This is a genomic window from Devosia subaequoris (genome assembly GCF_014197055.1).
GTDB lineage: Bacteria > Pseudomonadota > Alphaproteobacteria > Rhizobiales > Devosiaceae > Devosia > Devosia subaequoris.
In genome coordinates this window covers 124,279-138,666 of sequence record NZ_JACIEW010000007.1, presented here as the reverse complement: position 1 = coordinate 138,666, position 14,388 = coordinate 124,279, and the positions used below count along the sequence as shown (strand labels likewise).

Sequence of the window (14,388 nt, the reverse complement as noted above, 5' to 3'; positions counted from 1 at the left end):
GCCACCGACACAAGGCCATTGGCCTAATCGACCAATTCGTCCACATCCGCATCAGAGCCGGTTTCCAGCGTCCGGCTGACCTGAAAGGCACCCCTCGGCGACATGAAGGAAAACTCTACCTCCATGCCATCCAGAGCACTATTGTCGCTTTTGCCCAGGATGGGAAGCAGCACTAGATTGCCTTGCGGGCTTTTTTGCGGCGCCCCGAACAGGGGGCCGTTCAGGTCGGTAGCAGCAATCAGACTGGAAGGATTGACAATGTCTGGATCGATTTCCACGGCGATGGTGCCAGCATCGGGCAGAAGCATCGCCGCCCCTATCGGCTGAGTGGCGCCATCCCAAGCGATGGGCACATCGGCCATGGCCTGATCTATCCGCAAGGCGTTGGCGCGGTCGGGAGTCAATTCTGTTACCGGCAGGGTCAGGCGCGCCTGAGCCGGCACGCAGATGTCCGAGCACACGCCAAGGGTCGCCTCGATATCAACCAGAGCAGTCTCGCCATTTATAGCCAGTTCGAGCGGCAACACGGTATGACCGTAATAGACATAGTCGAGATAGCCGGCGACCAGTTCGCGCTGGGGCAGAGGCCAGTGCTGGCCCATGAGCGTCACGCCCCTTGACCCGCTGAAGTCGAGCTCCAGCGGAAGGCCGGTCTCCCCCGGCACGCGCCAATAGGTCTTGGTGTCCTCCGGCATGTCGATTTCGAGCGCAAACAGCGCTTTGCCGGAGGCATCCGGCGCGCCCGCGCTGATCAGCCGCACGGCCACACCGGGCGCGATTTCCTGCCACGCCGTTTCACCTGCCTGGATGGGCAGGCAGGCAAGGCCGGCAGACATAAAAAGAGCGATGGAAATTCGCATGACATGCCATTAGCGCAGGTAAGCATGAACAGCCAGATAGCGCCGCATCAGGCCTTCGTGAAGGATGTGACGGGGCGTGCGCTTGGCAGGCGGAAACCCGGGGCCTACAATTGGGTCCATGAAATCACTTGAAGGTCAATTCCTGGTCGCCATGCCCGACATGGCCGATGAGCGCTTCGCCGAGAGCGTGATCTTGATCGTGGGTCACGGTGAAGAGGGCGCCATGGGTCTCGTGGTCAATCATGAACTGGCCAATTTGCGTTTCGCCGATATTCTGGATGAGCTGGACCTAGGCGATCCGGACGCGGTCATCCGCCTGCCCGATGACATTCGCGACCGTGCGGTGATGCGCGGCGGACCGGTCGAAAAAGGCCGTGGTTTCGTGCTGCATTCGGGCGATTACAATAGCGGCAACACATATAAGATCACCGAGGAAATCGGCTTGACCGCCACGCTCGATATTCTCAAGGCTATGGCCTTCGGCCCGGCGCCTCAGGCGGCCTTGTTTGCTCTGGGATGCTGTGGCTGGTCACCGGGACAATTGGAAGACGAGATCAGCGCCAATGGTTGGCTGACCGTTCCGTTTCAGCGCGACTTGCTGTTCGAGGTGCCGGTAGAGCGCCGCTACGACGAGGCTCTTGCGAGCCTCAATATCACGCGGGCCACATTGAGTACTGAGGCCGGGCACGGGTAATTCCCCGCGCTGGGCGCGGTACGCTCATTTACCCATCTGCGCAGCCAGTTTTTTGCCCAGTTCGGCCCCCACAACTGCCGAGCCAAAGGCAAAGCCCTGGGCATAGCGACAATTGTGCTGGCGCAGGCGTTCGATCTCATCGAGACTTTCGACGCCCTCGGCAATCACCATCAGATCGAGATCGTTGGCCAGGGCCACAATCGCGCGAATGATCGGCCCCTGGGTATGGGCAATGCCGGTTTCGCTGCCCATGCGTACGAAGGGTGCCGGGATCTTTATGGTGTCGAAGGGGAAGCGGTGCAGATAGCTCAGGGATGAGTGCCCCGTGCCAAAATCATCGAGCGCCAGCCCCAGGCCCATGCTGCGCAGCGCCTCAAGCATATAGGCGGAGTGCTCGGGATTGGTCATCACTTGGCTCTCGGTGATCTCGAGCTTGAGATGGCTGGCCAGATCCCGATCCTGCGCCACCAGATTGCGCATATCGGTCAGCAGGGTGTCGGTCGCCAATTGGGTTGGTGAGAGATTGACCGAGATAAAGAATTCTTCGGGCAGGCCGATTGTGGTCAGCCAGTCCTTGGCTTGTGCGGCTGACTGCTCGAAGGCCAGCCGCCCGAGCTTTTCGATCTGGCCCGAACGCTCGGCCAGCGGCACGAACTCGTCGGGGGTCACGAGGCCCCGTGTCGGATGGTTCCAGCGCATCAACGCCTCTGCCCCGGCGATTTGGCCGGACTGGATATCCATCACGGGCTGGAACTGCACATGCAGCTCCCCTTGTTTCAGCCCACGCTCCAGGTCTTCTTCGCTGGCCTTGCTATAGGAGGCAATCGAGCGGGCCGAGGCACGATAAGCCTCGATCCGGTCGCCGCCCAGCCGCTTGGCGTAATACATCGCCAACTCCGCGTCGCGCAGCACATCGGCAGCGGTGGAGGGATTGCTGTCATAGATGGTGACGCCGATCGAGGCCGTCAGCATCAGGTCACGGTCACCGAAATTGAACGGCGCCTTAAGCGCCTTGCGGATCTGCTCGGCGGTCTCGGCAATCTTCGCCGCTGCCTGCTCGGAGGCCAGAATCACGGCATACTGGTCCCCGCCGATGCGTGCCACCGTGTCGAGCGGCCGCATGATACGGGCAATGCGGCGCGATATGGCGAGCAGCACCGAATCCGCCGCCGAGTGCCCGATGCGTTCCTCAAGCTCCATGAAGCGATCGATATCAATCAGGAATACGGCCGGCTTGGTGCCCCCGGGGGTGCGAGCACGCACCAGCGAGCGCTCCAGCCGGTCGAGGAAGAGCTGGCGATTGGGCAGGCCGGTCAGGCTGTCATGCACCGCGTCATGCAGCAGGCGCTCGCGCGCCGCGCGATCCTCGGTGACATCCTGCAGCGTCCCGACAATGCGGTTGACTTGGCCGTCCCCGCCCAGCACCGGTTTTACCCGCATGCGGAAGTTTCGGTAATTGCCATCATGGCCGGCCACCCGCATGTCGGCGGACACCTTGCCGCGCCGCAATTCGACCAGCGTGTCGAATGCCGTGCGGAAGCGGTCGCGATCATCTGGATGCACCCGGTCGAGCCAACGCTTGATGGCCCCGCGCAGCGCGCCGCGCTTTTCGCCCAGTCGCGTGGTCAACTCGTCACTGACCGTGACTCGGTCGCGCTCGATATTCCAGTCAAAGACGAAATCGCCTGAACCGGTCAGGGCCAGCGCCCGGCGCTCGACCTCGCTCAGCGTGCCGATCGACACCTGACCTTCCGAGAAGGCGTGCTGAACGGCGGTGAAGCCAAGCAGCATGACGATCAGGACCAGGCCACCGCCCACGGCCGGCTGGGCGACGTCATTGGTCACCTGTCCCGAGATCACCAGCCAGGCATAAAACAGCCAGGCGATGTAGATAATCCAGGTCGGCACCAGCAGCACGGCGCGGTCATAGCCGCGCAGGGCCAGGAGCAGTATCAGGAAGAAGCCGGAGATTCCCAAAAGGGCCAGCACCAGCCGGGAAATGGTTGCCGCAATGGCAGGCTGGAAGAACGCGAACAGAAACAGCGCCAGAAACAGCGCGGCCAGCCCCAAGGCCAGGTGAATGAACCGCAGATGCCAGCGGTGCAGGTTGAGATAGATGAAGAGGAAACCGGCCAGAGTGGTGGCTATGCCTGCCTCGGCCGCTGCGCGCCAGGGTTGCATGCCATTGGCCGACAAACCCAGAATGCGTCCCAACAGGCCGAAATCGATCAGCAGATAGGCCAGCACGGCCCAGGCAAAGGCTGCCGTGGCCGGAAACACGCCCCGTCCCTTGACCACGAACATGATGGTCAGAAACACCGATGCGAGTGCAGCCACGCCCAGCACCACACCACGGAACAAGGTGAAGGCATTGATATAATCGCGATAGGCGTTCGGTTCCCAAAGATAGAACTCGGCCAGATCGTTTGAAGCCAGCTCGACAACCACGGTCATGGTGGCACCGGGGTCCAGCGTCACCTCGAAGACATCGGCTTCCGGATCGGGCTGGCGCTCGGGGCGAATGCCGGCGCTGGGGGTGATAGCGTTGACGCGGTTTTCTCCCAGATCGGGCTGAAAGACGCCCGAACCCGGCAGCCGGAAAAAGGGGGCCACAAGCAGGCGCTGGATTTGCTGGTCGCTGTCATTGCGCAGCGCGATCAACGCAAAATAGGGGTTGGTCTCCGGGTCACTGGCCAGCACTTCGATGCGGCGAATAATGCCGTCGGCGTCAGGCGCAGTGGACAATTGCACGCGCCCACCCTGGCCGGCCACGATTTCCACCACGTCGGAGAGATTGACGGCGTTGACATCCTCGGGAACGGAGATGACCTCGAAGCCCTTGGCGGGCGTGAGGCCGAACAGCGCGAACGCTAGACAGAACGCGAATGCAAGAAAATGACGCATCAAAAGCAGTTAAATCCGGCGCTAGGCTTCTTTATGGCGGCAGTCCGGTGACAGCGTGTGCGGTGCGGACAAGCCCTTGTCTTCTCGATCCTCCAGCGGAGCGTTCACTTGGTACGAGAGATTGACGCTTGCGACAAGCGTCCTTGCCTGTTGCCGGCGCGCAACACACAGGGATTTGTGTCAGGCGAAGCGAGACTGATCGATGTGGCGCTGGCCCAGCCGCGCCAATTCCCAGCGCTCTCGCGTCAGCCCCATCAATACGTGATCTTCCCAACGCCCATTGATCTGCAGATAGTTTTTGGCGAAGCCTTCTTCGACAAAGCCATTCTTTTCCAATACGCGCCGGGAGGCGATATTGTGGGGCAGAAAGGCGGCATGGATGCGATGCAGGTCGAGCGCTTCGAAAATGAACGGCACGACCACGCCCACAGCCTCGGTCATCAGCCCCTTGCCGGCATGGTTCTGCCCCATCCAGTAGCCCAGGCTGACGAACTGGGCGGCGCGGCGGCGAATATTTGAGAGCGTGATCCCGCCCACCAACTGCTCACGCCGCCCCTCGTTTACAAAGATGAAGAAGGTGTAGTCTGTCCCTTCTTCCACCTCCTGCCGGGCGCGTCGGACGCGCATGGCATAGACGCGGCGTGCCAGGTCAAGCTCGGTCCAGCGCGGTTCATAGGGACGGAGAAACGCCTGGCTGTCGCGGCGCAGCTTGTGCCAGGCCTCATAGTCGCGCATTTGCGGCAAGCGCAGCAAGACGCGTTGCCCGTGCAGGGTGACCAGAGGCGCCGGCGAGGACCAGGGCCAGAACATGGGGTCAGCGCTTGAGCGTACCGCCGATGCTTTCGACATCGGCGAGGCGGCTGATCGGTCCGATACCGGCGAGCGTCGGGGTGCCCGAGGTGAAGATCTGCTCGGCCACGTCCCGCACCCGCTGGGCGGTGATGCGGTTGATGCGCTCGACCGTCTCGTGCATCTCGATGGGGCGACCCCAAAGAATTTGCTGGCGAGCAAGCTGTCCGGCGCGAGCGGACGGGCTCTCGAGTGACATCAGCAGCCCGGCCCGGATCTGGTTGCGCACGCGCACCACTTCCTCATCGCTGATGGTCTCGGTGGCCCGGCGCAATTCGTCGGTCACCACCGGCATGAGTTCAGCCACCTCATCCTCTCCCGTGGCTGCCGCAACGCCGAACACGCCGCTATCGGCAAAGGCCCAGTGGAAGGAGTAGACAGAATAGCAAAGGCCCCGCCTTTCGCGGATTTCCTGGAACAGGCGCGAGCTCATGCCCCCGCCAAGGATGGAGGCCAGCACCTGTGCGGCATAAAACCCGTCCGAATTATACGCACGCCCCTCAAAGCCGAGAACGATGTGGGCCTGCTCGTGGTCTGAGATCAGTCGTTCCTCACCACCCTGATACTCGGCTCGCTGCGGATCGGGGGCGCCATTGGGAACCAGTTCCGCGAAGCGTTGCTCGGCCACCCGTACAAGACCGTCGTGATCGACATTGCCGGCAGCCGCAATCACCATGCGGTCCCCCACATAGTTGCGGCGCATATATTTGCGGATGGTGTCAGGATTGAACTGGCGGACCGAATCCACCGTGCCCAGAATTGTGCGGCCGATGGGCTGAGTAGGATATGCCGCTTCCTGGAACAGGTCGAACACGTGATCGTCCGGATTGTCGCGTGCCGCCCCGATCTCCTGCACGATCACCTGCTTTTCGCGCGCCAGCTCGCCCTCGTCGAGGGTCGAATTCTGCAGAATGTCCGCCAGGATATCGGCGGCCAGGACGACGTCGTCTTTGAGAACGCGGGCAAAGTAGCCGGTATGCTCGATGGAGGTCGCAGCGTTGAGATCACCACCCACATTTTCGATCGCTTCGGCGATTTCGAGCGAGGTCCGAGAGCCGGTACCCTTGAAGGCCATGTGTTCGAGCAGATGCGAGATGCCATGCTCGGTTTTGCGCTCGGACCGCGCCCCGGCCTTTACCCAGACGCCCAGGGAGGCACTTTCGAGGTGGGGCATATTATCGGTGAGCACCACCATGCCGTTTTTGAGGGTCGTCGATCGTACGCTCACACTGGTCCTCCTGAACCGGCGGCCAAACGACCGCGGCTCTTCCGTGTCGTTCAGGCGCGGCTGCGGGCCGCGATGAAGTCTTCAATCTGGCGCTGGTCATTGTCCAGCACCGTGACCCGTTCGGGCCGTTCGTAGAGATCGCCCAGCCAGTCGGGCAGAGCAGGCTCGATGCCCGATGCCTCAGCTACCGCGGCGGGAAACTTGGCCGGATGCGCTGTTGCCAGCGTGATCATGGGAACTTGGCTTTGCGCCTGATCGCGCGCTACCCCGACTCCGACCGCCGTATGCGGATCGAGCAGATAGGCCGAAGCCTTATGGGTGTCAGCAATCACCTTGCGGGTTGCGATCTCGTCAGTCTTGCCGGCGGCAAAGTCGCGGCGAATGGCGGCAAGAGCCGTTTCGGGCAGATCGAAGCCGCGCGACTGCTTGAGCCCGGCCATCATGCGATTCACCTGATCTGCTTCGCGCCCCACGCTTTCAAACAGCAGGCGCTCGAAATTGGACGAGATCTGGATATCCATCGAAGGGCTGATGGTGGGCGCAACGCCTGCCATCTCGTAGCGCCCGCTGTCGAGCGTGCGTTTCAGGATATCATTGGCGTTGGTGGCAATCACCAGCTTCTCGATCGGCAACCCCATCTGCCGTGCGCAATAGCCAGCAAAAATGTCGCCGAAATTGCCGGTTGGGACGGTGAAGCTGACCTTGCGCTGCGGCGCGCCAAGGGAAACGGCCGCCGTGAAATAATAGACGATCTGCGCGACGATCCGGCCCCAGTTGATCGAATTGACGCCGGACAGGCGCACCCGGTCGCGGAAGGCGTGATTGTTGAACATGGCCTTTACCGCGTCCTGGCAGTCGTCAAACGTGCCCTCGAGCGCAATATTGTGGACATTGTCGTCCAGCACCGTGGTCATCTGCCGGCGCTGCACCTCAGAGGTGCGCCCCTTGGGGTGCAGGATGAAGATGTCGGTGGTGTCGCGCCCGCGGAAGGCCTCGATGGCGGCCGAACCAGTATCGCCCGAAGTGGCCCCAACAATAGTGGCGCGCAGCCCCCGTTCGGCCAGGATGTGGTCCATCACCCGGCTGAGGAACTGCATAGCCACGTCCTTGAAGGCCAGCGTCGGCCCATGGAACAGCTCAAGCACGAAATGACCGGGTTCCAATTCGACCAGCGGCGCAACCGAAGGATGGCGAAAGCTGGCATAGGCGGCGTCGATGATGGCCTTGAGTTTGTCGGCCGGAATTTCGTCGCCAGTAAAGCGCGAGATGACAGCATAGGCGACGTCGGCATAGGGCTTACCGGCAAAATCGGCGATCTCATCGGCGCCGATCTGGGGCCAGCTAGCCGGAACATAAAGGCCGCCATCAGCGGCAAGACCGGCAAGAACTGCGTCGGAGAAGCCGAGCGCCGGCGCTTGGCCGCGCGTGGAAACAAACTGCATCGGGGGGAAGAGCCCTTCTAGAATTGTCGCAACCTAGTCAAACCAGACCGTAGCTGCAAGGTTTGGCCGGCATCAAGCGGGACGGTCCGGCGTTCGACGTTGCCGCCACAGCCAGAAACCGAGCATCACAATCGCGACAATGGCAAAACCGTACCAGGTCAGCGCATAGCCGAAATGATTATTGGTAAAGCTCACGACAGTCTCCCCACCCTGGGGAAGATCGCCCGCGCCGGCGGCCAGCAAATCAACATAGTAGGGGGCGATCGGGGCCAGGGCGGGATCGACCATGGCCGCCAGCCGCTCTGGATTGCGCATCCATTCGATGCGGTCGGACATGTTGGGCTCCGGCGCCATGAAGCCGACAGCCTCGCCGGGCCGGAACAGGCCCGCGATAGTCACGCTGCCCGGATCGTCGCCATGCAGGTCGCCCAAGGCGGCCTGCTCTTGGAATTCCTGGGGCACGAAGCCGCGATTGACGAAGACCGTCCCACCTGTGTCCAGTTCGAAGGGCGTGACCACCCAATAGCCAGGTCCGGAAAAGCGGCCGCGCGCATTGGCGAGGCTGGTGAACACCGTCACCGTTTGCGTGTAGCGATAGCTGCCAGTAAGAGTGACGGGTTGGAAATTCCACTGCTCCATATCCAGAACCGGCCACTCTGCGGCTTCCGGCGCAGGGACCGGTTCGGAGGTCAGCCGCTGGTCGACCGCGGCCACAAGGGCTTCCTTCTCGGACAACCGCGCCATCTGCCAATTGCCCAGGAACAGGCAGATAACAGCCAGCACCAGCATCAGCGCGGTAAACAGCCAATCGGTCCCGCGTAGCCCCGGTCGGCGCGTCGCTTCAGCTTTGCTCATTGCGGGTCTCCAAAGAAAAAGGGCGCAGCCATGCCGCGCCCCTTTGTCATCATACGACGGGCCCTAGTGGCTCAGGGCAACGCCCCAGGCGCCCCAGACATAGACGGAGGCGAACAGGAACAGCCAGACCACGTCCACAAAGTGCCAGTACCAGGCGGCGAATTCGAAGCCGAGGTGACGTTCTGGGGTAAATTGGCCCATTTCGGCGCGGATCAGGCAGACGGCCAGGAAGACCGTCCCGATCAGCACGTGGAAGCCGTGGAAGCCGGTCGCCATGAAGAAGGTCGCGCCGTAGTAGTTGCCCGAGAACGAGAAGGCGGCGTGGCTGTATTCGAGATACTGCACGAAGGAAAACAGAATGCCCAAGGCAACGGTCAGCACGAGGCCCCAGCGCAGGCCCTTGCGGTCATTCTCTAGCAGCGCATGGTGCGCCCAGGTAACGGTGGTACCTGAAGTGAGCAGGATCAGCGTATTGAACAGCGGCAGGTGGAACGGGTCGAACAGTTCCACACCCATCGGGGGCCAGTGCCCACCAGTGGCGGCAACGCGGGCATATTGCTCGATGTCATCGAGACGGAAGAAGCCGTCGAAATAAGCCCAGAACCAGGCCACGAAGAACATGACTTCCGAGGCGATGAACAGCATCATGCCATAGCGGTGGTGCATCTGTACGACCGGGGTGTGGTCGACGCCGTTATTGGCTTCCTTCACCACGTCTGCCCACCAGGCGTAGAAGGTGTAGAGCACGCCGGCCAGGCCGATGAAGAACAGCCACGGTGTCCAGTCCTGCATCCAGGCGATGGCACCGATCATCATCACGAAGACCGAGATCGAAATTACGAACGGCCAGGGGCTGGGTTCGACCATGTGATAGTCATGGTTCTTCTCAATGGCAGCCATGGTCAGCTTCCCTCACTGTCTGAAGCGTAGAACGTATAAGAGAGTGTGATCTCTTTGATGGTGTCGAGTTCGCGGTTTTCATCGATATCAGGATCGACGAAAAACACGATGGGCATTTCCACCGTTTCACCGGGCTGAAGCGTCTGTTCGGTGAAGCAGAAGCACTCGATCTTGTTGAAGTAGTAGCCCGCTTTTTCGGGCACCACATTGAAAATCGCCTGTCCGGTGACCGGTTTGTCGGAATGGTTGGTGGCGATGTAGTTGACCGTATCGACGCGTCCGATCTGGTCGGTAATCGGCGCTGCCGGGGTCACGGTCCAATTCAGCGCGTGATCGATATTGACGTCGAACCGCACCTTCATGTCGCGGGCGATCACGCCCTTGGGGTTATCCGAGGCCACCTGGGTGGTCCCGCCAAAGCCGGTAACCTGGCAGAATATCTGGTAGAGCGGCACCGAAGCGAAAGCCAGTCCCACCATGCCCGCCGCCACGCCGGCCAGCATGACGGCCACGCGCTTGTTGCGCTTGTCCGGGTCTGCATGATGATAGGACGCGGTCGTATCGGCCATCACATTCCCCGGTCGAACAGTGCCGGACCCATCTTGATGACGGTCAGCACATAAAAGGTCAGCGCAAACAGGGCCAGGGCGCCGGCCAGGGCCAGCGAGCGGCGGCGACGCTGCTTGCGGAAGGCTGCTTCCTGCTCGGCGGTCATGCCATTGGGGGCGAGCTTGGATCCAGTTTGTTCAGCCATGATCAGATTACTCCCAGCCGCAGGGCGATATTGTCAGTCAGCAGCGCCAGGAACAGCACGAAGAGGTAGCTCAGGGAAAAGGTGAACACGGTTCGGGCAGTGCGGCGCATGGTGACATTGTCAGGTGCGCGGAGCAGTCGCAGCGTCAGCCAGATAAAGCTCAGACCGGAAACAGTCGCCACCGCGCCGTAGATCCAGCCCGAAAAACCGAGCAGGTTTGGCAGGACGCTGGAGGCGGCCAGAGCGATGGAATAACCAAAAATCTGCCACTTGGTGGACTTTTCGCCAGCGACATTTGGCATCATGGGGATGCCTGCGGCGCCATAATCGCCCTGCTTGTAGAGCGCCAGCGCCCAGAAATGCGGCGGGGTCCAGAGGAAAATGATGAGAAAGAGCGCAAAGCTCTCCCAGCTCAGCGTGCCGGTAACCGCGGCCCAGCCGACCATTGGCGGAAAGGCCCCCGCGGCGCCACCAATGACGATGTTCTGCGGCGTCGAGCGCTTGAGCCACATCGTGTAGATCACGGCATAGAAGAAAATGGTGAAGGCAAGAAAACCGCCGGCAACCCAATTGGTCGCCAGGCCCAGCAGAGTTACCGAGAATACTGAAAGGATCAGGCCAAAGGCCAGTGCTTCGCCGCCGGTCATGCGGCCGGCCGGAATCGGGCGGTTCTGGGTACGGCTCATCACGGCGTCGATATCAGCGTCATACCACATGTTGAGGGCACCCGAGGCCCCTGCCCCAATGGCAATGCAGACGATGGCGACAAGGCCTACAAATGGATTAACCCCGCCGGGCGCGACCAGCATGCCCACCAGTGCGGTGAACACCACCAGCGACATGACGCGTGGCTTCAGCAGCGCGAGGTAATCCTCGACGCGCGCACCGCCGGCGACGGCGGGTACATCACTGCTGTTGTCGATATAGGCCACAGGTCTTTCCTTGGTGAACGGATCGCACCGGAGGCGCGATCCGCAATTGGCGTCAGTCCGGAGCGCCTAGTGCGCGTCCTTGCTCTCGATCTTGGGCAGCGTCGAGAACTGGTGGAACGGCGGAGGCGAGCTCAGGGTCCATTCCAGCGTGGTCGCGCCATCGCCCCAGGGATTGTCACCGGCAGGACGCTTCTTCCGGCTGGCTTCCCAAGTGGCATAGAAGAAGATGATCATCGCCACGAAGGTCACATAGTAGCCGATGGAGGAGACGCGGTTCCACAGCGCGAAGGCATCGGGGTAGTCGATGTAGCGGCGCGGCATGCCCGCCAGACCCAGGAAGTGCTGCGGGAAGAAGATCAGGTTCACACCAGCGAACATGACCCAGAAGTGCAGCTTGCCCAGGAACTCGTTGTACATGTAGCCGAACATCTTAGGGTACCAGTAGTACCAGCCGGCGAAGATCGAGAACACGGCACCGAGCGAAAGCACGTAGTGGAAGTGGGCAACCACGTAATAGGTGTCGTGGAGCGCTCGGTCGGCACCGGCATTGGCCAGCACCACACCAGTCACACCACCAACGGTGAACAGGAAGATGAAGCCGATGGCCCAGAGCATGGGAATGCGGAACGTAATCGAGCCGCCCCACATGGTGGCGATCCAGGAGAAGATCTTCACGCCCGTGGGCACCGCAATCACCATGGTGGCGGCCACGAAGTAGCGCTGAACGTCGAGGCTCAGGCCGGTGGTGTACATGTGGTGCGCCCACACAACGAAGCCGACAAAGCCGATGGCCACCATGGCGTAGGCCATGGCCATGTAACCAAACACGGGCTTGCGGGAGAACGTCGCCACGATGTGGCTGACAATGCCGAAGCCCGGCAGGATCATGATGTAAACTTCAGGGTGACCGAAGAACCAGAACAGGTGCTGGTAGAGGATCGGATCACCACCGCCATCGGGATTGAAGAAGGTCGTGCCGAAATTGCGGTCGGTCAGCATCATGGTGATGGCGCCGGCCAGCACCGGCAGGGCCAGCAGCAGCAGGAAGGCGGTCACCAGAACGGACCAGGCAAACAGCGGCATCTTGTGCAGCGTCATGCCCGGGGCACGCATGTTCAGGATCGTGGTGATCAGGTTGATCGCGCCCAGGATCGAGCTCACACCCGCCACGTGCAGCGAGAAGATCACGAAGTCGGTTGCAGGACCCGGATGACCGCTCGTGGAGAGAGGCGGATAAGCCGTCCAACCGCCACCAAAGCCAAGCGCGCCGGCCGGGCCTTCGAAGAACATCGACATCACGGTCAACAGCAGTGCCGGCGGCAACAGCCAGAAGGCCACATTGTTGATGCGGGGGAAGGCTGTATCGGGGGCACCCACCATCAGCGGCGCAAAATAGTTGGCAAAGCCACCCATGGTCGCGGGCATCACGGTGAAGAACACCATGATCAGGGCGTGGGCGGATACAAACACGTTGAACATGTGTTTGCCCGCATCCAGAGCGGCATCACCCTCAAGACCGTAGGACATGGCGGCCAGACCGTGGAAGATCTGAATGCCCGGCTCCTGCAACTCCAGGCGCATGGCGCCCGAGAGCAGGCCGCCGATCACACCGGCAATGATCGAGAACACGAGATACATGATCCCGATGTCCTTGTGGTTGGTCGAATAGACCCAGCGCCGCCAGCCCGTGGGGGTATGATGGTCGTGGCTGGCGTGGTCATGCCCGGTGGCATGGGCTTCGAGGTTAGCGGTATTTGCCATTGTCTTGTCCTCTGACCCTTCGCTTAGAGAGCCGGAAGCAGCGACGCTGCTTCGGCATAGTTGCGACTTTCGGCGAACGCGGTGATGAAGGCTTCGTATTCTTCAGCACTCACCACACGCACCGCAATCGGCATATAGGCGTGGTCCTTGCCGCAAAGCTCGGAACACTGACCGTAGTAGATGCCGGTTTCGCGCGCGTTGAACCAGGTTTCGTTGAGGCGACCCGGAACAGCGTCGACCTTGATGCCGAAGGAAGGCACCGCAAAGGCGTGGATCACACCGGTCGGGCTGGATGTCACCTGCAGGCGCACGGTGGTGTCGACAGGCACGACCAACTCGTTGTTCACAGCCAGAAGACGCGGCTGGCCGGGTTTGAACTCGGCAATCTCTGCTTCGGAAAGAATATTGGAGTCAAAGGCAACGCCCTGATCCACATATTCGTAATTCCAGTACCACTGCTCACCGGAAGCCTTGATGGTGATGGTAGCTTCCGGAACCTCGACCTCGCCGAGCGAGAAGATATTGGCGCCCAAATATTTGCGCTCACCATCGGGCACGGTCATCTGGTCGGACAAGACACCGAAGGACGGAATGGCAATCACCACCAGGATCAGGATCGGCACGACCGTCCAGATCACTTCGATCAGCGTGTTGTGGGTGAAGCGCGCCGGCACTGGATTGGCCTTGGCATTGAACCGCACCACGATGACCACCAAAAGCGCGAGAACGAAAAGCACGATCAGCGCAATGGTCCACATCAGGATGCCATCGTGGAAGGCAACGATGGAGTCCATGATCGGCGTCACCGATTCCTGCAGGTGGAACTGGCCCGGCTCAGCGTATCCGCCGGCATCATTCTGGGTCAAAACCGCAGCATCCTGGGCTGATACCGCAGCCGGCACCAGAGCCGTCGCGGCCGCGATCGCGGCACCCATCTTCCTGAAGAACTGTCCGGTCACCATATACCCCCTATCGACACGTTCTGGCGGCGTGCACCGAAGCAGGATTGGTTGAATAGCGGCATAGCGAACGCCGCCCCGACTCAACTTCGGAGCGCAAAAACTCGTGCTTGACCTAAATCACATTGCTTACCCCGAGTCTATTCTGTGCATCGGGGTACACGCTGCGGCATATTGGTGCCGGTCGGCGCCCCGCTCGCCTCATGTGCGCCGCAGTTTCTACCCAAAAGGGGCCGGACAGCAGGGGTTT

13 protein-coding genes are annotated in these 14,388 nt (G+C 61.2%); 1 reads left to right on the top strand and 12 read right to left on the bottom strand.

Features of this window, described 5'->3' with window-relative positions; translation table 11 throughout:
- Window positions 1-23: 23 nt before the first annotated feature.
- Window positions 24-836, bottom strand: coding sequence for a protein-disulfide reductase DsbD domain-containing protein (locus GGR20_RS14330; protein ID WP_183312060.1), 813 nt, complete (start codon window positions 834-836; stop codon window positions 24-26).
- Window positions 837-978: 142 nt separating this feature from the next.
- On the opposite strand from GGR20_RS14330, the gene GGR20_RS14325 reads away from it, so the two are divergent.
- Entirely contained in the window at window positions 979-1,554 is a 576-nt protein-coding gene (locus tag GGR20_RS14325) for a YqgE/AlgH family protein (RefSeq protein WP_183312059.1), read from the top strand.
- Between the two features lie 24 nt (window positions 1,555-1,578).
- Here GGR20_RS14325 and GGR20_RS14320 read toward each other — a convergent pair whose 3' ends face one another.
- The 11 genes from GGR20_RS14320 to coxB form a co-directional block, all read right to left on the bottom strand.
- The gene (locus tag GGR20_RS14320; RefSeq protein ID WP_183312058.1) at window positions 1,579-4,458 is read right to left on the bottom strand and encodes an EAL domain-containing protein; all 2,880 of its coding nucleotides are present in this window, start codon (window positions 4,456-4,458) and stop codon (window positions 1,579-1,581) included.
- Between the two features lie 180 nt (window positions 4,459-4,638).
- Window positions 4,639-5,268, bottom strand: a complete 630-nt coding sequence (locus GGR20_RS14315) for a GNAT family N-acetyltransferase (RefSeq protein WP_183312057.1) — start codon at window positions 5,266-5,268, stop codon at window positions 4,639-4,641.
- Window positions 5,269-5,272: 4 nt separating this feature from the next.
- Complete coding sequence (locus GGR20_RS14310) at window positions 5,273-6,535, bottom strand: insulinase family protein (RefSeq protein WP_183312056.1); 1,263 nt, start codon at window positions 6,533-6,535, stop codon at window positions 5,273-5,275.
- A 50-nt stretch (window positions 6,536-6,585) separates the two neighbouring features.
- On the bottom strand, window positions 6,586-7,977 hold the full coding sequence (gene thrC, locus GGR20_RS14305) for a threonine synthase (RefSeq protein ID WP_183312055.1): 1,392 nt from the start codon (window positions 7,975-7,977) through the stop codon (window positions 6,586-6,588).
- 72 nt (window positions 7,978-8,049) lie between these two features.
- Window positions 8,050-8,832, bottom strand: coding sequence for an SURF1 family protein (locus GGR20_RS14300; protein WP_183312054.1), 783 nt, complete (start codon window positions 8,830-8,832; stop codon window positions 8,050-8,052).
- A gap of 63 nt (window positions 8,833-8,895) precedes the next feature.
- The gene (locus GGR20_RS14295; protein WP_183312053.1) at window positions 8,896-9,732 is read right to left on the bottom strand and encodes a cytochrome c oxidase subunit 3; all 837 of its coding nucleotides are present in this window, start codon (window positions 9,730-9,732) and stop codon (window positions 8,896-8,898) included.
- A 2-nt stretch (window positions 9,733-9,734) separates the two neighbouring features.
- The gene (locus GGR20_RS14290) at window positions 9,735-10,301 is read right to left on the bottom strand and encodes a cytochrome c oxidase assembly protein (protein WP_183312052.1); all 567 of its coding nucleotides are present in this window, start codon (window positions 10,299-10,301) and stop codon (window positions 9,735-9,737) included.
- A complete protein-coding gene (locus tag GGR20_RS14285; RefSeq protein WP_183312155.1) occupies window positions 10,301-10,486 on the bottom strand; it encodes a cytochrome c oxidase system small membrane protein in 186 nt (61 codons plus the stop codon). Before GGR20_RS14285 ends, GGR20_RS14290 begins: the two co-directional genes overlap by 1 nt.
- A 2-nt stretch (window positions 10,487-10,488) precedes the next feature.
- A complete protein-coding gene (locus GGR20_RS14280) occupies window positions 10,489-11,418 on the bottom strand; it encodes a heme o synthase (protein WP_183312051.1) in 930 nt (309 codons plus the stop codon).
- 66 nt (window positions 11,419-11,484) lie between these two features.
- Window positions 11,485-13,179: a cytochrome c oxidase subunit I gene (ctaD, locus tag GGR20_RS14275; RefSeq protein ID WP_183312050.1), complete on the bottom strand. Its 1,695-nt coding sequence runs from the start codon at window positions 13,177-13,179 to the stop codon at window positions 11,485-11,487.
- 23 nt (window positions 13,180-13,202) lie between these two features.
- Window positions 13,203-14,141 carry a cytochrome c oxidase subunit II gene (gene coxB / locus GGR20_RS14270; protein ID WP_420827449.1) on the bottom strand — a complete coding sequence of 313 codons (939 nt, stop codon included), beginning with the start codon at window positions 14,139-14,141 and terminating at the stop codon, window positions 13,203-13,205.
- Window positions 14,142-14,388: the final 247 nt, after the last annotated feature.